Origin of the sequence: Mycobacterium sp. D16R24, from assembly GCF_002013385.1 — a bacterium.
Classification (GTDB): Bacteria; Actinomycetota; Actinomycetes; order Mycobacteriales; family Mycobacteriaceae; genus Mycobacterium.
In genome coordinates this window covers 60,324-77,819 of the sequence record NZ_MAEV01000011.1, presented here as the reverse complement: position 1 = coordinate 77,819, position 17,496 = coordinate 60,324, and the positions used below count along the sequence as shown (strand labels likewise).

Sequence of the window (17,496 nt, the reverse complement as noted above, 5' to 3'; positions counted from 1 at the left end):
TGATTCGGCGCTCTAGACGACTTTTGGAACGTTTTCGCGGGCGGACGACCTATTTGACTGTTACACGGCTCATACAAAAATGTGTTCCGGGCTTGACCGGCAACCTGTAACCTCGGTTACAGGTTGACACCTGTGACATCTGTGGCAGGTATGACATCTGAGATGGAGGGCGATTGAAATGAAGACATTGCCCGCAGATAGCGTTGACGAGACACAACTCGCTGCGCTCGACAAGGCCCGGTCAGATCTTCCTTCCGGCTCGGCACTCGCCGAGACGCTCGAGTACTTGGTGGCCAGCGTTCGATCTGGTCGCGACGTGACGGTGTTGCTGGACTCAGTGCAGCTGTCACCTAGTCAGGCGGCAAAAATACTCGGCATGAGCAGGACCCATCTTTACAAGCTGCTGGATGCTGGTGTCATCAGGAGCACCAACGTCGGCAGAGATCACCGCATCAAGTTGGAAGCGCTACGCGAGTATCAGGCCGCTTCGGACCGCGACAAGGCGGATCTTGCGGCTCGGTTCGCCCACAGGGACGCTAACCGCAGCGAGCTGCTGAATCGGCTTGCTGCTCCGAAGGGTGACACTCTGTAGCGGTCGGGCGACTCGCCGCTCTGCGTATCCACACAACGTGAGGTCGCTCACGTCCATAATGAGTTAGTGGCTGGTCTCGCACGTCCGACGCTCCGCTGCCTGGGCAGCGACCTGGTTGACGACTGGGGTAACACTTCGCACCAGCGTCTGGCGGGAACGGGCGTTGACGGTGGGCTGGTGTTATCGGCGTTGGACCACCCCCTTATTCGCCACACGGTCGAGCTCTTTACCGAGAACTACGAAGAAATCCGCAGAGCGACGATCAGTGGTCTGTCTGATCCGAAGTTCTACAAGGCCAAGACGACGCGGTGGCGCGGTGCTGTGTATGTCGATCCGAACGGTCAGGCATGGCTTGTGGCGGGTGGGCTTAGGCGAGAGGGCGACCGAAGCGACTTCTACAAGTCGTTTTGCGCGGACATCGCAGCGCATGGGGCAGGCAAGTATTTGCCCACTGATGAGGATCACGATCGGTTGCGCCGTGAGGAGTTGGATAGCGACTTCGTTGCGTGGGAGACCAGAGTTCACGATGCAACTCTCGATGCCCTCGCGCGCACCGAGGGTGCTTTGACTGTTGAGTGGAAGCTTTACTCGTTCGATGGCAGCGTCGCAATCGCGGATTTCGCTCTCTACGTAGAGGTCCTCGAAGGCGCCGACGACGACCCCGATGGGTACGGCGAGATCGTTCTCCAGGTCACAACGACCGACTGGCAACACCAGGAGTTAATTAAGCACGCCGAGATCGTGGCGATGTGCGCGATCGATTGCAGGGAAGCCAGCTGGACGCCGGGGCACGCCGGTAACGAACGTATCTACTCCATATGCGATGGCGGCGCTCAAATCGCCGGGATTATCGCAGCAGCCCAAGATCCGTCCAACGTGCATCCGAAACAGGTACGACCGAGCGAGTGTGCGCATTACACGCATAGGGAGCTTTTGACCGACCAGTACGTCAACGGAATACCGGCTAAGGCTCTATGCGGGAAGTTCTTTGTGCCCAGACAGCTACCGGATGCGCTGCCAATGTGCGCCGAATGCGACGGGATCCAACGCAGTATGGAAGCCGCACTCACGTGAACGAGACACCCTTGTCGTAGCTTGCCCACCGACACCACACGGTATCGCTTCATCCTGTGCAGTTCCTGGCAGGCACGGTACTGTGCCGATAAGTTGCTGACGATGACGCGCAGGGGGCCCGGATGCCTAGCTCAGCTGAGCCGTTGAACGTAGACCCGGACGAGCTGCGGTTGACTGCCGATCATCTCGATGCCCATGCCAGCGAGTTTCTCAGTAGCCACCAGGGCACGCATGCGAGGGCAGGTCAGGTGCAGTTGGGTTCTGGCCTTGCCGCTGCGGCGTTGCCCGAGATGCTGGCTGGGTGGGAGGCCGATGGCACCCGGTTCGGGCAGCATTTCAGCGCCCACGCGGAAGGCCACAAGACGGCTGCAGTCAAGTACGTCAGGACCGACACCGGCAACGCGAGCGGCATCACTGATGCCGGTTCGGGGCTCTGAGCCCTCGTGCCACTGAGCATTAGGGAGCTGCGGCAGTGGGCTCCCGAGATAACCGAGCTGGCCAAGACTGCCCGCGAGTCTGCGTGGTTGCCGGGACAGTCCTGTACATCGGGTTGATCGCCACCCATCACGACAGCGCGCCAACGGCCACGGGCGACTACATCCGGCTGTTCTTCGTGAGCATCTTTTTCTACGCCCCCATGTTCCTTCTCATCGTCTGGCAGATCACGATTCCAGCGGTTCTCGCCCTCGGGGTGCTCGTCGCCTCCATACGCCGGAGATCGACTTAGTCGATCAGTCAATCAGCGGGTAGTCAGCCCGCTCCGTTGCCGATCCGTCGTCGCAGCATCCAGTCCCGCTCCGCCAGCGCCTGGGCTGCGATGGCCTCGGGACACAGGTCAGGGTCCTCACCGCGCTCCCGAGCCCGTCGGCGGGCACCGGACTCGGCGACGATGGCCTCCACCAACGGGCGGCGCCGGGTGATCTTCAACCGGGTCATAGCGTCATCCCCCGATCTTCCGGGACAGGTACGAATGCAGGGCGATGGGATCACCAACGGGCACACCAAACTGAACACCCGACCGCGCTGCGTGGGTTAGCACGTCGTGGGCGATGACCAGCGCGGCCACCCGGTCGGGCTGGTGTTGTCCGGCCTGCCATCCGACGGCTTGTTGTTCCCACTCGGGATGGCGACCAGCGAGGCGACACGTGCCGACTTCCAGGGCCTGCAGCAGCGCCGCCGCACGGGCCATGGAGTCGCCACGGCCCCGACCGGAACCTTTTGGGGGCCACGCGGTCACGCGGATTCTCCTGTTTGTCCGGGCGCGAGCCAGGGCTTCTTTGACCACACGCACGTAGGTAGTTCCGGCGGCGAATGCTTCCACCGCTATCTCGCTCGCGCCCACGTCCAGAGCCAGGCGCACCGCGCGCACGGCCCACTCATCCGAGGTCATCCGATCGGAGGCGTCGGCGATGAGTGCGGTGGTGCCGTCTGCGGCCAAGGATGCCGCGACGATCCCCGTCTCGTCGCCCTGCCCGGAGTCGGCCGGATCGACTCCTACGACAGTCTTGACCGGTGACGACGGCGGCACCGGCAGCCGCCAGACATCCAGCCATTGGGACTTGATCAAGCCGCCCTCGGGAGTGCTCGGTACACCGAGATACATGGCCGCCCAGGTTCGTTCGCCGACACCGCGCCGAATCTCGGCGAACTGCTCGGCGGTCCGCCCAATGGCCGAGACCATCGCGACGCCGGTGTGTTCACGTTCCAGGGCGTCGGGAACACCGGCCGTGGATACCGCTGGGATGTTGATGTGTTTCCACCGGCTGCCCGGCTCGGCAAGCAGCTCGCCCGCGAGATCGAGTTCGTGCCAGCGGGTCAACACCACGATGGCCGATCCTCCCGGCATGAGCCGGGTCAGCAGTGAGGCCCGAAACTCGTTGATCAGACGCCGCCGGTATGCCGGTGAATCAGCCTCTTGAGCCCCTTTGACCGGATCGTCAACGATGAGCAAGTCACTACCGAAACCGGTAGTGGCCGAGAGGATTCCGCCCGCGAGCATGCCGCCGGGACGGCCGTCCACCCGCCAACGTCCGACCGACTTCTTATCTGCGGCCAGCGAGATCCCCACCACTTCGGGGTGTTCGGCGATCATCCGTCGCGCTGCGGCCGAGTGCTCCTCGGCGAGGTCGTCGCCGTAGGACTTGACCACGACTTCGGTGTCCGGGTCGCGCATCAGTGCCCACACCGGCAAAACCTGGCTGGTCAGGACTGATTTACCGGTCCTGGGTGGGCAGGTCAGGATCACGCGGGCATCAGGCTCGGTCACCGCCGCCTCCAGCTCGTCGGATATGAGTTGAATCGTTGGGGTGATCTTGTACCCGGGGATGAGCCGCATTGCGAGTGTTGCCGGCGTTTTCGGCCGTCGTCGGGAACGCACCGCTGCAATAGATCTGGCAGCGGTGAGGTTGGGAACGGTAGCGGTGGCAGCGGTCATCGAGGTCACGCCATCACGAAGTCTCGGCAGTTTGATCGGCCAAGTAGAGGGTGAATGGCCTGCAGCCGGGCTCGTTCGGCAGCTGCAGCTGCGCGGTCGAAGTCACTGGCGATCCGCACGTAATTTCGGCCACTGACCTTGACGACGGTAACCACGAACCGCTCGTGAAGGTTGGTGAGCGCTCCCGATTTATCCCACCATCCGCCGGGGATCTGCGGGCGGATGTCTCGCCACGCGACGAGGCTGCCGTCGGCGGGCAACAAGGCCAAAATTGCGCGCTCAATATCGGTCTGGGTGGTCTCGGTGGTAGTCATGGTTATCCTCGGGTGTCGTTGGGGTCGAACATTTTTGGGACTGTCACCGCTGCTTGGCCCCGAGGCAGGCACTGGCGGTGGTGGTACAGCGTTAGAAACGTTGGTGTGCGAGGTGCAATCGTGGACTTTCGCCGCTGCGGATCATCGCCAGGCCGATAGCGGCGTTCGCGCGGGTCAGGCCCAGGGACTTCAACACGGCATCATGGTCGACTTCGCCCTGTTGAAAGAGCTGGGCTGCGAGTGCCAAAACGCTTGGCCAGCACCGCCGGATCAAGTGATCTTCTGCAGGATGGTCGACAGTGAGCAGTCCACCCGATGCCTCGAACGCCCGGCGGAGGCCCGCCTGGTCGTGACAGCCGCCGTCGGCGAGCACCGCGTCGACCGCACCGACGGAGGGACGGTCGCCGTGGAGCCAGCGCGCCTGGGCATGAGGCCCGGCATAGGCAACATTCGCAAAATCCAAGTGTGCGAACGGCTGCCGGAAGCGGGTGCGGCCTTGGGTGCCGGTAGTGCGTCCCTGGTACACCCCGGCGGTCGCGATCTCACCGCCCCGGAGCAAACCACGGATCGCATGTCCCGCTTCATGAGTCCCAAGGTCAAACAGTTCTAGTTCAGCCGGTTTCATCTTGGCCGCAAACTCTGGGCGAGTCGGTAAGCGCGGGTTGGCGATTGTCGTCATGGCCGGATTTCCTTCTACTAGTTGGGGTCTGCTCGATGTGGTGAGCGCCGAGGTCAGGTAGGCCCGCAGCCATTCACCCGACCCCGGCGCCCACCATTTACCGACCAGGAGACGGGTCAGGGCGCCGGTTGCTCGCCGCGATGTACGGCGCACGAGGCGGTGTTGGCGGTTGCGTGACAACGCTTTCGATGCCCTGCGCAGTGGGCCTGCCGTTTCTCGCTGTTGCCATTTTCGTTGCTCCTATCTGCCCGTGCGGATGAGCATCGACTCGGTGTCGATGCGATGCTTGAGGCCGGGGGCCATCTCCCACGCCCGTGCGGCCTTGCGTGCGCGTTTGTCCAGTTCGGCGCGGGTTTTCGCCTCGGCCTTGGCGGCACTTTCGGCGATGTAGCGCTCAAGACACGACTGACAAGTCCAACGGTGCACGGACCCTTTGTACGTCGCGCATGGCCCGTGACATACGCGGCATTGACCGGCGGGCTCGGTGATCACGTCGTCGCTCCGACCCGGGACTGTCGACGGTTGATGCGCTCGGCGCGTTCAGCCTCCAGCCGTTCCCGCTGCGCGGCGTTGAACTCCTCCACGGTCGGAAGTGCTTGTCTCGCTGCGAGTTGGGGAATGCGACGCTCAAGTGACGCGACCGCGCCGTCGAGCCCGCGCAACGCCTTCTCGACCCGTTCGCTGGCTGATGGGTCGCCGCGCAAGGCATCTGAGCCGGGAGGATGGGCGCGACCGAGCAACTCCGATAGCGGACCGTCCACCTGCTCGACGTAGGTCATGAGGGAATGTACCCAGGTGCCAGAAACAAGCTGCTCAGCGGTGATCTCGGGGACCTTCGGTCGCGCCGTCAAATCCGCCGCCAGCCGCCGCGTTCGACCATCGACGGCATGCGATTCGTTGATCATCCCGGCAGCCACATGGACGACTTCGGCGACCGCGTCGAACACCGTGTCGACACCACGTCGCGCGGCACGAGGTTCTTTGAGCTGGCCGACCGCGATGCCGAGCGCGGTGATCTGGTCCTTGACTTCGATGGCCAGACTGAATCGAGCATCGAGGTGGGTTGCGAACCGCTTCCTCCGCCAATCGCGCAGCAGACCTTGATCCGGAGAGGTTCGAGCACGAGGGCGGATGTGAGGCGCCGAGGACGATTGCCCTGGCGCCGGTGGCAAGCCTGGCGTTCCGCGCCGTTTCCCGATCATCGGGCCACCGCCTCGGAGATGGCGCTGCGCAGACGGTCTGCCCCCGGTGCCGACAACTGGCCGGTTTCGCGGTTAACGCTGCGTGCGATACGCCAATACGCCAAGGCCTGGCGGCACTCAATCACGCGGATGTCGGTGTCCGGCGCACCACGGCTCTTGAGATTGGCAAGGAGCGCGGACCAGCTCGACGCGGATCTGCTGGCCGGGTCCACGGTGGTTACGGATGTGCTGCTCATGGCCATAACGTACGCCGCGTTCGTGCATTCGGCACGTCGCGGCGACGCGGATTACGTTGCAGCACAGTATAATACCTACACATGGCGGTATTTTCCGTTCGCGGGTCGCAAGTCCTGGACCGGCGTTTTTCACCACACGGCGGTGTTGTCCGCACTGCCTGTGTGGCGGTGATGGCTAGTCACGAAATTGATTGGCCAAGAACGGCGTGTCGGCCCGAAGTTCAGTCGGCGCTGTTGGCGAACGGACGCACCCCATGCCGGGCACGGAACGCACGGATCATCGCCTTCTCGGTTTCTCGGGCGTCAGCATCGTCGGTTATGCGCCACGCGACGAGGAGGCCGGAGTGGTCGGCCAGATGCCAGATGCGGCGACCGCCAGAGTGTCTCGCACTGCCTCCGGCTCCGTACCGACGAAACTGACGCAGACGCCGGTGCAGACCGTCGCGCTTGGAGCCCAGGCTCGCCACCCCGATTTAGACCAGCCGCTCGCCGTCAACCCAGGCATCTTCCAATACGTCGACGGGCACGGGGGCGTCGCCGCGATAGGGAGTGTTGATAACGAAGTCGGGGCGGTTGTCGGTAGGCCGCACAACGACGTAGACACCGGCCTTCTTTGGTACGTCCGCATTGCCTAGGTCGGCGAACGTCAGCCAGCCGGAGAATCCGCTCAGGTCAAGCAGATCGGACTCGGTCATCCTCGCGTGGCCTGTCGGGACAGGATGCGCGCCACGGTTGCCGATGCCCAGTGGCCACCTCGCTTGGTTGGGTGGCCTTCTGCTGTGAGGGTGGCGGCGATCTGATGGGTGCTGGCTCCATCGGCGTGCAACTCGGTCATGCGGCGAAGGGCTGCCTGCTCGGCGGGTATCGGCACCAAAGCGCCAGCAGGGTTCTCGGCGCTGCGTTTAGCAGAACGCCAGCCGTACGGCGTTGCTCCCGTGGCGTGCCCACCGGCGGCAGCCTTGGCTCGCCTACCGTCGCGCAGTCGTTTGGCCACCAGCATGCGCTCCAGGCCCGCGAACACGCCCGCCATTTGTCGCATAGCGGTCCGCATTGGGTCATCAGGATCATCGCGTTGGACCTCTTGCGGCGGCACGCTGGTGAATACCGCGGCGTGGTCGAGCGTCCATACCCGGCCGATCACGGCCTCTTGAACGGTGACTTCGCGCGCCAACCGGTCCAAGTCGCGCACGATCAGCCCGTCTGCGACGCCTTCATCGATGGCACTCAGTGCGCACTCCAGACCTGGCCGTTTCTCGGCGGGCAGCGCACCCGACAGACCTTCATCGGCGCACCACTGCACAACCCGAGCATCCAGAGCCTTGGCCGCGTCACGGATGGCCTTGCGCTGCACGTCCAGTCCGAATCCGTGAGCCTTCTGCTCAATGGTCGAAACCCGCAGATACCCCACCAGACGACGCTTACGCTGAGCCATAAAACGACTCTACCTGTGGTGCCGCTAGAACTAAAGATCTAGTTGCAGAATATCTCCCTAAAGGGGAGTTTGTCTGCACCGCAGTCAGTCTCAGATCGCCTTGAGGCCATTGTCGATCGGTAGGCCACGGCCCCGCGCGGCGACGTGCCCACCGAACCGTGGCCCGCGATCGAACGGTGCGGGCTCGCATTTCGTGCAGCCTGTAGCGGATGGTTCCGGCTCGGCGGTGGGCTCGGGGTCGGCCAGCGTGAGGCGCAGCTTCGTGAGGATGCTCATCACCGCCCCTCTCGCCACGAGGTAATCACAGCCATGGCCGCAGACTCAGCCTCACGCAGGACATCCCGAGGCACGTCGGCGAGATCGTCAGGGGCGCCATTACCGGAGCTGTGGTCGCCGGAGACGGACGAAACGGCCCCCGATGGGGTATCGGAGCCTGGAATCGGTACGGGGGCACTGAGAGGCTCTGTCTCCACCCCGTCGCGACGACGGGCGACTGCCAACCACTCCGAAAGCTCGTCGGTCGGGATACCGCCCGACGCCAGAACACCGCTGGCGATCTGCACCTGCAGGTCCCACAACGGATCGTCCTCGCCCACAACGGTGCCGACGAGTTCCCGCAGCTCCGCGACTGCCTGCTGTTCTAAGGTCGCTGGGTCGAGCTTGCCGCTGGCCACGTCCTCGGCCACACTCATCGCCGCATCAACGGCATCGCGTTTCGTCATCGTGGTCATCCGGCTAACTCCTTGCTCGTATTTCGTGGCAGTTCAACGACTTCGGCGTCGAGCACTTCACGCATCCGCTGCCGAGTGTCAGCGATGAGGGCGGGAAGTGTCTGCGTGACGTTCACGTCCACTTGCCGGAGTTCGGGGGCGTACATCCCGGCGAGCTTGGCGAGTTCGCCCTCGTTACGCGCGATCTCACGGTTGAGGGCCACCATCGTGTCGGCATCGCCCTCCGTGGACGCCACGTCGAACCGGTTCTCGAGGTCACGGGTGCGCCCCTCGATCGCGAACTTGTGCGCCTCAACGGAGGTTTCCGTGGGTACGCCGCGCCGCTCGCGGGACACGTGGCGGTTCACGGCGGTCTGCGCCGCGCCGATGGACCGGTAGCCAAGTAGATCAGCGACTTCGCGCCAGGAGTACCGCTGCCCGCGCAGTTTGAACGCTTCGGCGGCACGCTGACGGCTGATGTGTGTCGGCATCCGGGGGGCCATACCGCATTAGTACCGCAAAACCGTGCAACGACAACACTGTCACATGGCTGCATTTTCCCGTTGCCCGACTTGAGGTTCCGTGATCCACAGCTCTCCCGGCTCTCGAACCACACCGCCGTCTGGCCGGATTGCTGACGACACCACCGCACCCCCCTCGACGGTGCCAGGAAGTCGCCCTCAAACGGTCATGTGCCATGTTTTCGCCGAAAAACTTTTATATGTGGAGATTTTTTTCTGTGTCTCTACCGTTTTGACTTTTATCCAGGAAGTTGGGCACAAAGTTGTGCAGCTACCTATTAAATCGCTCCGAACAAGGAGCTAGGCAGTCCGAGTTACCAAAAAAAGTTTGGCACGTTTCGGGCACCCCCAGGGCACAACCGTGGCACGAACCTGGCACACCCTCCGACAATTGGGGGTTGAAGCCGCCAACTGTGCGCGGCCGCAACGCAAAAACCCCTCCCGCTGACGCCTGATGACGCCGCCGGGAGGGGGTGTGCCCGATTCGGTGCCAGACTTTTTGGCCTGTTTTTTGGCACCGAATCGGGGCGGTGTGACTACGGCACAAACACGTTTGCGGCGGTGCGCACGGTGGCGATTCCGTAAACGACTCGACCGGCTTCGCGGCCCTTGCCCCCACGCAGGCCGGGAAAGTCAGGCAGTGCGGTCAGGCGCTCGATAAAGCGTGTCTTGGAGCCCGGTTTGTGGTTGTTCTGCGCGGCCCACAGGCACCAGCAGCGGTATATCTCGTCCTGGGGCACGTAGTCGTGGGCGTCGCCAGGGGTGCAGCATTCGTGCACGAACACCAGCGTCGGCGACATCAGTTCCTTGATACGGGCATGCATCTCGGTGTGGCATTCGGATGCGGTGAACTTCCCGCCGTTGTGGTTCAGCCGTTCCAGACCGGCCACAGCCCAGCGCAGCACCCGAGCCAGCTCTCGGCCGATGATGCGTTCACGCAACTCTGGGTCCTCGTTACCGGCGAATGACTTTGCGGTCTTGAGCAGCAGCAGTCGGCGGGCCATCGCGGCAGCGTTATCGGGGATGTTCGGGAATTCATTGGCGGACATGTGAAACCGGATGGGAAGCAAGGCGTCGATTTCGTCCTTGTACTTGATATCGATCGGCACCATGTCCTGACCGATGACGCTCAGCAGATTCTGAACTGCCTGAGTCGCATCAGGGGCATTGAATCGGACATCGCCCATCACGGCCAGAGTCGCTCCGCTCTGGTACAGCTTCGACAACCCGAAATTGGTGTTCAGGCGGTGCATGTCGGTGGAGGTGGCACCGCTGATGAGCGCCTCCAGGACCGCTGCGATGTTGCCCTTACCGGAGGCGCCGGGGCCAAGGATGAACATCGCCTTCTGGAGGTCCATGCGCCCCGAGAGCACATAGCCGAACCATTCCCCGAGGCAGGCGATGGCGCCGGGGTCGTCCGTCCACTGGTCGAGCAGCATTCGCATCCACTCAGTTCCCCCCGCGTCGGGGTCTAGGCCGTGGTCATAGTCGGCCTCGACACGGGTCAGGGAGAACCACAACGGAGAGTTCGGGACCACGTTGCCGGTACCGAGGTCCAGTACACCGTTGCGGCACAACGTCCATGTGCCGGTCCCCGGATACATCCCGTGCCGCCGCCCATAAGCATCCGGCAGCTCGCGAGCGGCGGTACCGGTGTTGCCGTCAACGACCGTCACCATGTCGATCAAGGCAGCCTCCACCTCACGCAAATTGGCCAGGTTGGCCGTCCACGGTTTGAGGTCGTACACCGGGTTGTCGGGCTTGCGCATCTTGACGTAGTACCTGTCGCGCAGCACCGCACGAAGCCGTCCACGCATCCATTCGGGGTCCGTGCGGGCTACCCAGCGCGGTGGCTCACCGGCAGCCACGGCGGTGTACTGGCACCACACGCCACCGATACGGGCCACCGTGTACATCGGCACCAGACGGCGACGGTGGCCCGTCTGTCCCGGCAGCAGATCACGCGTCGTGAGGAAGCTGCGCAGCACCCAGGACGCCACCGCGCTCGGTGCACTCGGCGATGCGATCACCTTGCCCTCACGCGCTTTGATGACATACTCGATCTTCTCCTCGGCCTCCCAGCCGTCGCAAATCGACTTAGGAACACCGCCGATGTACTCCTGCGTGGTGTCGCCGGGAAGCTCGGGGTCTAAGCAGTATGTGACGTAGGCGTATTCGAGATCGGCGTCACCGCCGAGACCACCGGCAGCACGATCGGCCTTATCCCACGCGACACAGCCAGCACGGCCGGGCACATCGATTCCCTTGGCTGCCAGCGCTTCAGCGATCGAAGGACCGAGAGAGGGAACCCGCGAAGTGGTAGGCACCGCCAGCAGCGCGTCCAACGGCGGATCGATCGGGTTGACGTGGTTACCGAAGAACTCCCGGTCGCCGTGCTGCATAACGATCCGGTGCCATTTGATCAACGAACTACCGAGGGCATGGTCGAACACGTCACTTACCCGTAGCCCACCTCGGCCGTCGGGGTCGCACAGCTGGTCCAGATGCGCTCCGACGAGGCCGAGGTGTGTCTCAGCTCCCGCGCCATTATTCTCGTCGGTCTCAATACCGCCGTTATTGGTATCCTGGGCCGTAGTCATCGCATGGCTCCTTTCGTTTGGGTTCGGAAGCTGCTGGCCCGCTGTGGTTGTGGGTTTGGGAGATGGCGTCGTTGGTGGCCCGGCGGGATTGGTACCCCGCCGGGCACAACATCACGGCGGCGTTTCAGGCCGTGATTTCATTGACACAGTTGCTATTCCACTGACTCGGGGTGCACAGCCCTGGCCGGTCATCGGTCCGCTCCAGCACGACGCCTCACTTCGTCCCGTCCGTCAATCAGCTCACGCATCAGCGCGGTGTCGCCGGTCGGAGCGTCGGGGTGCAGCACTCGACTCAATACGCGGAACACCGCCTCTTGCCTCTCGGAGCCAACGGCATCGAGCACTGCGACGGCCCACGTCGCCGCGCTGGGCGGCGGGTCGTAGTGGATGGTCGTCTGGTCGTTCACCTCACAGCCGTAGCTGCGCAACTGCCGGACGAGCCGGTCAATCTCCAGCGGGTCAACCAACCACACGCGCGATTGTGGATCCCACTCACGGTCGCGCCAGTCCAGCGTGTTCTTGAGCAGATCGACCACTGCCCGGTCGTAACGGAATCGGACAGCACACCGCCCGCTGAAATCGGCAGCAGCAGTTACGGTGACCGTCGGCGCGTTCACCGGCTCGCGACGATCTCAGCGGGGATGACCGGCTTCATGAGGGCGTCAACGTCGCACACGCGGACGCGGATCGCGCTGCCGGGCTTGTCGCTGATCCGGTACGCGGGCAGCTTGCCCTCGTTGACCAGGTCGCGGAAAGTGAACACCGAAAACCCTGTCCGAGTCGCGGCGTCGCGCAGGGAAATGAATTCAGGGGTGGTTGTCGTCTTGTGGCTCACGGGGAGTCTCCGTCTTCAAAGTGCTGCCCCCGGCGCGGAAAGCGGAAACGGAGCGCGGAAGACGGAAGCGCAGATGCACGAGACGGTGCGGAGCGGAAGACGGAAACGGGCCTGGGGGATCTGGCCAGCCTCTACGTTACCTCACGAGGGTGTAGGGATGCGTCAGGGTCTGACGGTGTGGGCAAGAATCATTGGCATTAAACAGCTTTGGTGCGACTTTCGGTGTGTCAGGTAGGGGTTGCGTTGGCCAACGCCGACAATCGATCGGCCAGCGTCTCGGCCCGGCCTACAGCTGTGTGCTGGTACCGCATGGACATGTTTGGAGAGGTGTGGCCTAGCCGGTCCATCAGTTCACGCAGCGTCGCCCCTGTCTGCGCAGCCATCACACCAGCCGCGTGCCGCAGATCGTGGAAATGTAGATCCGGCTGGCCGATTGCCGCCTTGGCCGCATTCCAAGGCGCGCGGAACGCCCACTCCCCGTGAAATGAACCGTTGGCCGGATCAACGAACAGCAGGGCCTCGCTCCCCTTTCCGACATGCAGTTGCAAATGCTCCAGAATCACAGGGCGCATATGCGGCGGAACACTGACCACGCGTCGCGACTCACGCGTCTTGGTCGGCCCGACCTCGAAACGGCCCTCCCGGTAGGTGACTGCCCGCTCCACCCGGACCGTGGAGCCATCGGCCGCGATGTCGTCCCGACGGAGTGCAAACACCTCCCCCTTGCGAAGGCCACACCAGCCCGCCAGTAGAACCGCCAAGCGCAATTCATCGGACATCTCACGGGCTAGGTCGGTCAGCTGCCGGGCGTCGAGCAACACCACCGAGCGGCGGGCGTGCTTCACCTGAGCAGCGCCCTTGATCCGGCACGGGTTCTTATCGATCAGGTCGTCGGCAACGGCGGTGTTGAATATCCCGTTGAGGACGGCGTACGCCTGCGCGTTCCGGGTCTCATGCTCACTACCTAGACCAGCGAACCACGCGCGGACATGCTCTGGCGTGATCTCGGCAAGTCCGAGATCACCGAGTGACGGAAGAATGCTGTTGTCGAGATGCCCTCGATAATTCCCGCGCGTGCGCCGCGCCAACTTCGTCTTACTCTCCAGCCATGTCTCGGCGTAACCGCGCAGCGTCAGTTTCTCGGCCTGTTTCTTAGCAGCGCGCTCGGTCGGCGGCGTCCACGTCCCCGGCTTGCGCCGATCCAAGTCGATCAAGTCCTCTTCATCTTGGAGCCAGTGCCCGGCAGAGAACTTCGTGGGGAAGGTGGCTAGTGCCTTGTGTACCTCTCCCTGATGCAGGTACGACGCCTGCCACCGTCCCGAGGGCAGTTGTCGCAGCCGCCCGAACGTGCGCCGGGTCCGTTCACCCTTGGCTGCTGACTGGCCCCGTGTCGTCGCCGCTCCCATACGTGCAATATACGTGCAATAGTGAACCAAACACAGCCCCACAAAACCTCACGGATCGATAGTGCAGTAAGGCCTGTTCAGAAGGCTTATTCCGGCGTTTTCAGTGGTCGTGGCGGGTTGTCAAATACCCAGCTCGGCTGGTTCGAATCCTGCCGAGGGCACTCCCGTCATTGCGGGCACTCCGATCGCCGCATTTCAGGTACCATTTTCTGGCGGCAGGTCACGAAGCCTCAGCCGAGCCGGAATCTCATACAGGCACCTAGTCGTGCTCGGCACCGTTGCCCATATCTGCCTACTGGCGGACCGATCTGCGACAGTCAGGCGCCACCGCAGTCCCACTGTTACCGTGTCCGCAATACTCAGATCCGTATCCGGAACACTCAGCGGAAACGTCTGCCACATAATTAGCCCGTGCCCAGCAACCGAAGACCCAGGCCGCGACGCAGGCGGACCCCCGAACAGGAGTACCGGTTCGTCACAGGCGCGCTCGGCCCCCGAAACCTGACGCATTTGAAGGTCACCATTGGGTTGCTGTGCATGTCCATTCTCCCGTTGGGGACCATCGCCAACATGCATCCGTTGGGTCCGCAGGGCGCCGGCCGAACAATCCACCAATCGCTCATCGCTATCTCCTTCCTCGTAGGTGTGTGCTGGATCGTCCGGCCGTGGCCAAACAGACGCTGGGCAATCTCCTTTGTGACGTGGGCGGACTTCTCATTCGCGGTCTCCGCCTGGATGTACGCCGGGCCGATGATGCGACTTGCGCCGGTTCTGTACATGAGCACAGTCGGTGTGTTCGCCGCATTTCTGCTGGGCTGGCGGGTACTGGCAGTGCATTGCATTTTCGCTTCGGCCTTGCTCGGCTCGATCACGCTGTGGAACATCCACACCGGCGCGGCGACCTTCCTGGACCAGTTCCTTTACAACGCGCCGGCATTCACCACAGTGGTCCTCCTGCCGATCCTCATCCAGGCGGTAATCGAAGGCGGTAGACGCTCGATTCGGGCCGCCGTTGCTGCCGCCAACCGAGACCCGCTGACCGGCCTGCTGAACCGTCGGGGCATGCAATCCATGTTTGAATTCGAGATACGCAAGCGGCCGGACCCAACGACAGTTGTCGTGATGGTGGCCGATGTCGACAGATTCAAGGAGCTCAACGACACCTACGGCCACGAGGCCGGCGACAGGACGTTGCGGGCCATCGCGGACACACTGTTCGCCAACACCCGAGACGGCGATATCGCCTCCCGTATCGGCGGTGACGAGTTCATGGTCGTCGCGTTCGTGGACAATCCCGACGACATCGCCACGGTCAACGCGCGAATCTGCAACGCACCGATAAGCTCCGACACTCCCGAGACGTCGATGAGCATAGGCATCGCGTGGTCATCCACCGGCGCAGAGGATTTCAGCTTCGAATCCCTCACCCGGGAGGCAGATTTCAGGCTCTACGAAGCCAAACGTGACCGCGCGCCGCGTGGATCCGCGGCCTGATGCAGCAGCAGCCGAGCATCAGTAAGCACCCTCGCTGCGCACCACCGCGCCGACGGTCCGGGAAATGATGCGGATGTCGAGGCCCATGGACCAGTTATCGACATACGAAATGTCGTGGCGGATGGACTCGTCGACCGACAGGTCGTTACGGCCGCTGACCTGCCATTGTCCAGTGACACCCGGCTTGACGAGTAGTCGCCGCCGCATGGTCTCGTCGTAGGCGTCGACCTCCCGCTGCACCTGAGGCCGCGGCCCAACAACGCTCATGTCACCGAACAGCACGTTGAAGAACTGGGGAAGCTCATCGAGGCTGTACTTCCGGATGAACGCCCCCAACGGGGTGACGCGCGGGTCTTCCTTCGCCTTGAAGAAGACGGGTGTGCTCCCCGCCGAGTCGATCATCGTCGCGGTATCACGGTCAGCACCCGTGTACATGCTGCGGAACTTGATCATCCGAAACGGCATACCGTCCAAACCAATTCGCTCGGACACGTAGAACACCGGTCCGGTGCTGGTGAACTTGATGGCCATCGCAATCGCGATCATCACCGGCGCGGTGGCCATGATGGCGGCGGCGGCGAACGCCATGTCGAATGCTTCCTTGGACATCGAACGCGCACGGCGATAACCCGGGGCCAGCATCTCCAACATGTGGACACGCTCCAGGCCCCGATCGGCTGTCGTCACGGCGGTCTCGTCCACGTCCCCCGGTGAGACCGCGAGCTCAACTCCCAGATCCCCGAGTTCAGAGGCCAGGCGGGAAAGCTCCTTTCGCCCAAGGCTATCCGTCATCGCAACGGCGACGATCTGCGCAGATGTCCGCTGCGCCGCCTCGACCACGTGACGGTCATCGCCGACCACGGGCACGCGATGATCGCCCACTTCGATCGCCGGTTCACCGAGCCATCGGTCAGCTCCCGGGGTACACACGCCGACAACCTCGAAACCACTGCCCCGGTGTCGGCTGAACACGGCGACCATCTCGCGTACGGCGTCGTCGTCGCCCGCCAACAGCACGGAAGTCTTACTCTCCGAGCCCCAAAAACGCCGCAGCACATATCGGGCAAGGAGTATGCCGAGCAATCCCAGTGGTATCTCGATGGCGAGATGCCGCATGTCGAGTAGCTCGATGCGTGAGATGAGATAGGTCAGAAGGACGATCGTGAACAGCTGGAACGTGACACTGACGACCGTCTGCCACTGCTGGAGCACAGCCCGCAGCGCTTTACCGGGCCCCACCGTATGCAGCGATAGCGCAGCAAACCAAATGACCGCGATGCCGATATCCGTCGCCACGTACCAGCCACCCAGGTCCTGCCTCCCAGACAAGAGATGATGCGCCAGCTGGTACGACACCAGCGAGGTGAGCGCGATGGCCACCAAGTCAGCCGCCGGCGCCCATCGTCGGTGCAGGTAGAACAGCCCCCCAGGGCGTGTTTCTACCCTCCGTTGAATTCCGCCACTAACGATGCTCTTCAAAACCATAAGTGCACTTGACCCGTTCGTTCATATCGGCTGATTCATATGGACGATTTCGGCAATTGAGCCCGACCTATTTCCGTGTTGAGATTTCCATAACGAGCAGAAACACACCACGTGATGACAGTCACGCTACTTCACACACCGCAGGGCCACAAATGAAGGTTTTATTGCCCGGAAATAAGAATCATCTAACAAATATCTCCGATCGCAGCTCTTTGCTAATTTTTACGCCAATCACGCAACGCTCACCGGCAAGTAACATTTTCATAACATGGACAGGTCAAGCTGAGACGAGCAACGTGGAACTCGCCAGCTTCCGCTCACTACAGCGCTATCTCACCCGTTACTCTCTCCGCAGTTGCGGGCAAAACCAGGACATGCTCGGATCCAGCCGTGAATGGGCGCGGCCTCTGCCCTCAGGTTGCGGACCATGCACCACGTGTTGCAGGCTAGAGATGGGTCGGCCGTCTGGCGATGGAAGCTGG

22 protein-coding genes are annotated in these 17,496 nt (G+C 62.9%); 5 read left to right on the top strand and 17 right to left on the bottom strand.

The genetic code is table 11. The annotated features are described in order from the left end of the window. Window positions 1-178 precede the first annotated feature (178 nt). From B4383_RS09415 to B4383_RS09400, 4 genes are all read left to right on the top strand, one after another. Window positions 179-592, top strand: coding sequence for a helix-turn-helix domain-containing protein (locus B4383_RS09415; protein ID WP_078290458.1), 414 nt, complete (start codon window positions 179-181; stop codon window positions 590-592). Window positions 593-658: 66 nt separating this feature from the next. Beyond that, a complete protein-coding gene (locus tag B4383_RS09410) occupies window positions 659-1,666 on the top strand; it encodes a DUF3039 domain-containing protein (RefSeq protein ID WP_078290457.1) in 1,008 nt (335 codons plus the stop codon). Window positions 1,667-1,788: 122 nt separating this feature from the next. Continuing rightward, window positions 1,789-2,103, top strand: a complete 315-nt coding sequence (locus tag B4383_RS09405; RefSeq protein WP_057969825.1) for a type VII secretion target — start codon at window positions 1,789-1,791, stop codon at window positions 2,101-2,103. Window positions 2,104-2,186: 83 nt separating this feature from the next. Next, the gene (locus B4383_RS09400) at window positions 2,187-2,393 is read left to right on the top strand and encodes a hypothetical protein (protein WP_078290456.1); all 207 of its coding nucleotides are present in this window, start codon (window positions 2,187-2,189) and stop codon (window positions 2,391-2,393) included. Window positions 2,394-2,416: 23 nt separating this feature from the next. Here B4383_RS09400 and B4383_RS09395 read toward each other — a convergent pair whose 3' ends face one another. The 16 genes from B4383_RS09395 to B4383_RS09320 form a co-directional block, all read right to left on the bottom strand. After that, complete coding sequence (locus tag B4383_RS09395; RefSeq protein ID WP_078290455.1) at window positions 2,417-2,602, bottom strand: hypothetical protein; 186 nt, start codon at window positions 2,600-2,602, stop codon at window positions 2,417-2,419. A gap of 4 nt (window positions 2,603-2,606) precedes the next feature. Next, the gene (locus tag B4383_RS09390; RefSeq protein ID WP_078290606.1) at window positions 2,607-4,100 is read right to left on the bottom strand and encodes a terminase family protein; all 1,494 of its coding nucleotides are present in this window, start codon (window positions 4,098-4,100) and stop codon (window positions 2,607-2,609) included. Window positions 4,101-4,105: 5 nt separating this feature from the next. After that, window positions 4,106-4,414 (bottom strand): hypothetical protein, encoded by a 309-nt coding sequence (locus tag B4383_RS09385; RefSeq protein WP_078290454.1) that lies wholly within the window; start codon window positions 4,412-4,414, stop codon window positions 4,106-4,108. A gap of 91 nt (window positions 4,415-4,505) precedes the next feature. After that, a complete protein-coding gene (locus B4383_RS09380; protein WP_139360652.1) occupies window positions 4,506-5,246 on the bottom strand; it encodes a hypothetical protein in 741 nt (246 codons plus the stop codon). 87 nt (window positions 5,247-5,333) lie between these two features. Then, on the bottom strand, window positions 5,334-5,519 hold the full coding sequence (locus B4383_RS09375; RefSeq protein ID WP_078332242.1) for a hypothetical protein: 186 nt from the start codon (window positions 5,517-5,519) through the stop codon (window positions 5,334-5,336). A gap of 62 nt (window positions 5,520-5,581) precedes the next feature. Beyond that, window positions 5,582-6,295, bottom strand: a complete 714-nt coding sequence (locus B4383_RS26255) for a hypothetical protein (protein WP_139360651.1) — start codon at window positions 6,293-6,295, stop codon at window positions 5,582-5,584. Next, window positions 6,292-6,531, bottom strand: a complete 240-nt coding sequence (locus tag B4383_RS26250) for a hypothetical protein (protein ID WP_139360650.1) — start codon at window positions 6,529-6,531, stop codon at window positions 6,292-6,294. Before B4383_RS26250 ends, B4383_RS26255 begins: the two co-directional genes overlap by 4 nt. 473 nt (window positions 6,532-7,004) lie before the next feature. Next, the gene (locus B4383_RS27095; RefSeq protein ID WP_286150592.1) at window positions 7,005-7,226 is read right to left on the bottom strand and encodes a hypothetical protein; all 222 of its coding nucleotides are present in this window, start codon (window positions 7,224-7,226) and stop codon (window positions 7,005-7,007) included. Then, the gene (locus tag B4383_RS09355; protein ID WP_078290449.1) at window positions 7,223-7,963 is read right to left on the bottom strand and encodes a recombinase family protein; all 741 of its coding nucleotides are present in this window, start codon (window positions 7,961-7,963) and stop codon (window positions 7,223-7,225) included. The genes B4383_RS27095 and B4383_RS09355 overlap by 4 nt, the downstream gene beginning before the upstream one ends. Window positions 7,964-8,053: 90 nt before the next feature. After that, a complete protein-coding gene (locus tag B4383_RS09350; protein WP_078290448.1) occupies window positions 8,054-8,239 on the bottom strand; it encodes a hypothetical protein in 186 nt (61 codons plus the stop codon). After that, window positions 8,239-8,694: a hypothetical protein gene (locus B4383_RS09345; protein WP_078290447.1), complete on the bottom strand. Its 456-nt coding sequence runs from the start codon at window positions 8,692-8,694 to the stop codon at window positions 8,239-8,241. Before B4383_RS09345 ends, B4383_RS09350 begins: the two co-directional genes overlap by 1 nt. Beyond that, the gene (locus B4383_RS09340; protein ID WP_139360649.1) at window positions 8,691-9,164 is read right to left on the bottom strand and encodes a hypothetical protein; all 474 of its coding nucleotides are present in this window, start codon (window positions 9,162-9,164) and stop codon (window positions 8,691-8,693) included. Before B4383_RS09340 ends, B4383_RS09345 begins: the two co-directional genes overlap by 4 nt. A 566-nt stretch (window positions 9,165-9,730) precedes the next feature. Further along, the gene (locus tag B4383_RS09335) at window positions 9,731-11,794 is read right to left on the bottom strand and encodes a phage/plasmid primase, P4 family (protein ID WP_078290445.1); all 2,064 of its coding nucleotides are present in this window, start codon (window positions 11,792-11,794) and stop codon (window positions 9,731-9,733) included. 188 nt (window positions 11,795-11,982) lie between these two features. Further along, on the bottom strand, window positions 11,983-12,411 hold the full coding sequence (locus tag B4383_RS09330) for a hypothetical protein (RefSeq protein ID WP_078290444.1): 429 nt from the start codon (window positions 12,409-12,411) through the stop codon (window positions 11,983-11,985). Next, window positions 12,408-12,629 carry a helix-turn-helix domain-containing protein gene (locus B4383_RS09325; protein WP_078290443.1) on the bottom strand — a complete coding sequence of 74 codons (222 nt, stop codon included), beginning with the start codon at window positions 12,627-12,629 and terminating at the stop codon, window positions 12,408-12,410. Before B4383_RS09325 ends, B4383_RS09330 begins: the two co-directional genes overlap by 4 nt. 227 nt (window positions 12,630-12,856) lie before the next feature. Further along, complete coding sequence (locus B4383_RS09320; RefSeq protein ID WP_078290442.1) at window positions 12,857-14,035, bottom strand: site-specific integrase; 1,179 nt, start codon at window positions 14,033-14,035, stop codon at window positions 12,857-12,859. A 411-nt stretch (window positions 14,036-14,446) separates the two neighbouring features. Here B4383_RS09320 and B4383_RS09315 point away from each other — a divergent pair, with 411 nt between their 5' ends. After that, on the top strand, window positions 14,447-15,529 hold the full coding sequence (locus B4383_RS09315) for a GGDEF domain-containing protein (protein WP_286144098.1): 1,083 nt from the start codon (window positions 14,447-14,449) through the stop codon (window positions 15,527-15,529). 18 nt (window positions 15,530-15,547) lie between these two features. Here B4383_RS09315 and B4383_RS09310 read toward each other — a convergent pair whose 3' ends face one another. Continuing rightward, window positions 15,548-17,014, bottom strand: coding sequence for a sugar transferase (locus tag B4383_RS09310; RefSeq protein ID WP_078290440.1), 1,467 nt, complete (start codon window positions 17,012-17,014; stop codon window positions 15,548-15,550). Between the last annotated feature and the right edge of the window lie 482 nt (window positions 17,015-17,496).

What these genes read in the sequence shown, in the direction of transcription:
- B4383_RS09335 (WP_078290445.1), bottom strand. Translation starts at nt 11,794, where the DNA reads ATGACTACGGCCCAGGATACCAATAACGGCGGTATTGAGACCGACGAG.
- B4383_RS09350 (WP_078290448.1), bottom strand. Translation starts at nt 8,239, where the DNA reads ATGAGCATCCTCACGAAGCTGCGCCTCACGCTGGCCGACCCCGAGCCC.
- B4383_RS27095 (WP_286150592.1), bottom strand. Translation starts at nt 7,226, where the DNA reads ATGACCGAGTCCGATCTGCTTGACCTGAGCGGATTCTCCGGCTGGCTG.
- B4383_RS09320 (WP_078290442.1), bottom strand. Translation starts at nt 14,035, where the DNA reads ATGGGAGCGGCGACGACACGGGGCCAGTCAGCAGCCAAGGGTGAACGG.
- B4383_RS09345 (WP_078290447.1), bottom strand. Translation starts at nt 8,694, where the DNA reads ATGACCACGATGACGAAACGCGATGCCGTTGATGCGGCGATGAGTGTG.
- B4383_RS09340 (WP_139360649.1), bottom strand. Translation starts at nt 9,164, where the DNA reads ATGCCGACACACATCAGCCGTCAGCGTGCCGCCGAAGCGTTCAAACTG.
- B4383_RS09415 (WP_078290458.1), top strand. Translation starts at nt 179, where the DNA reads ATGAAGACATTGCCCGCAGATAGCGTTGACGAGACACAACTCGCTGCG.
- B4383_RS26255 (WP_139360651.1), bottom strand. Translation starts at nt 6,295, where the DNA reads ATGATCGGGAAACGGCGCGGAACGCCAGGCTTGCCACCGGCGCCAGGG.
- B4383_RS09405 (WP_057969825.1), top strand. Translation starts at nt 1,789, where the DNA reads ATGCCTAGCTCAGCTGAGCCGTTGAACGTAGACCCGGACGAGCTGCGG.
- B4383_RS09390 (WP_078290606.1), bottom strand. Translation starts at nt 4,100, where the DNA reads ATGACCGCTGCCACCGCTACCGTTCCCAACCTCACCGCTGCCAGATCT.
- B4383_RS26250 (WP_139360650.1), bottom strand. Translation starts at nt 6,531, where the DNA reads ATGAGCAGCACATCCGTAACCACCGTGGACCCGGCCAGCAGATCCGCG.
- B4383_RS09310 (WP_078290440.1), bottom strand. Translation starts at nt 17,014, where the DNA reads ATGGTTTTGAAGAGCATCGTTAGTGGCGGAATTCAACGGAGGGTAGAA.
- B4383_RS09355 (WP_078290449.1), bottom strand. Translation starts at nt 7,963, where the DNA reads ATGGCTCAGCGTAAGCGTCGTCTGGTGGGGTATCTGCGGGTTTCGACC.
- B4383_RS09385 (WP_078290454.1), bottom strand. Translation starts at nt 4,414, where the DNA reads ATGACTACCACCGAGACCACCCAGACCGATATTGAGCGCGCAATTTTG.
- B4383_RS09395 (WP_078290455.1), bottom strand. Translation starts at nt 2,602, where the DNA reads ATGACCCGGTTGAAGATCACCCGGCGCCGCCCGTTGGTGGAGGCCATC.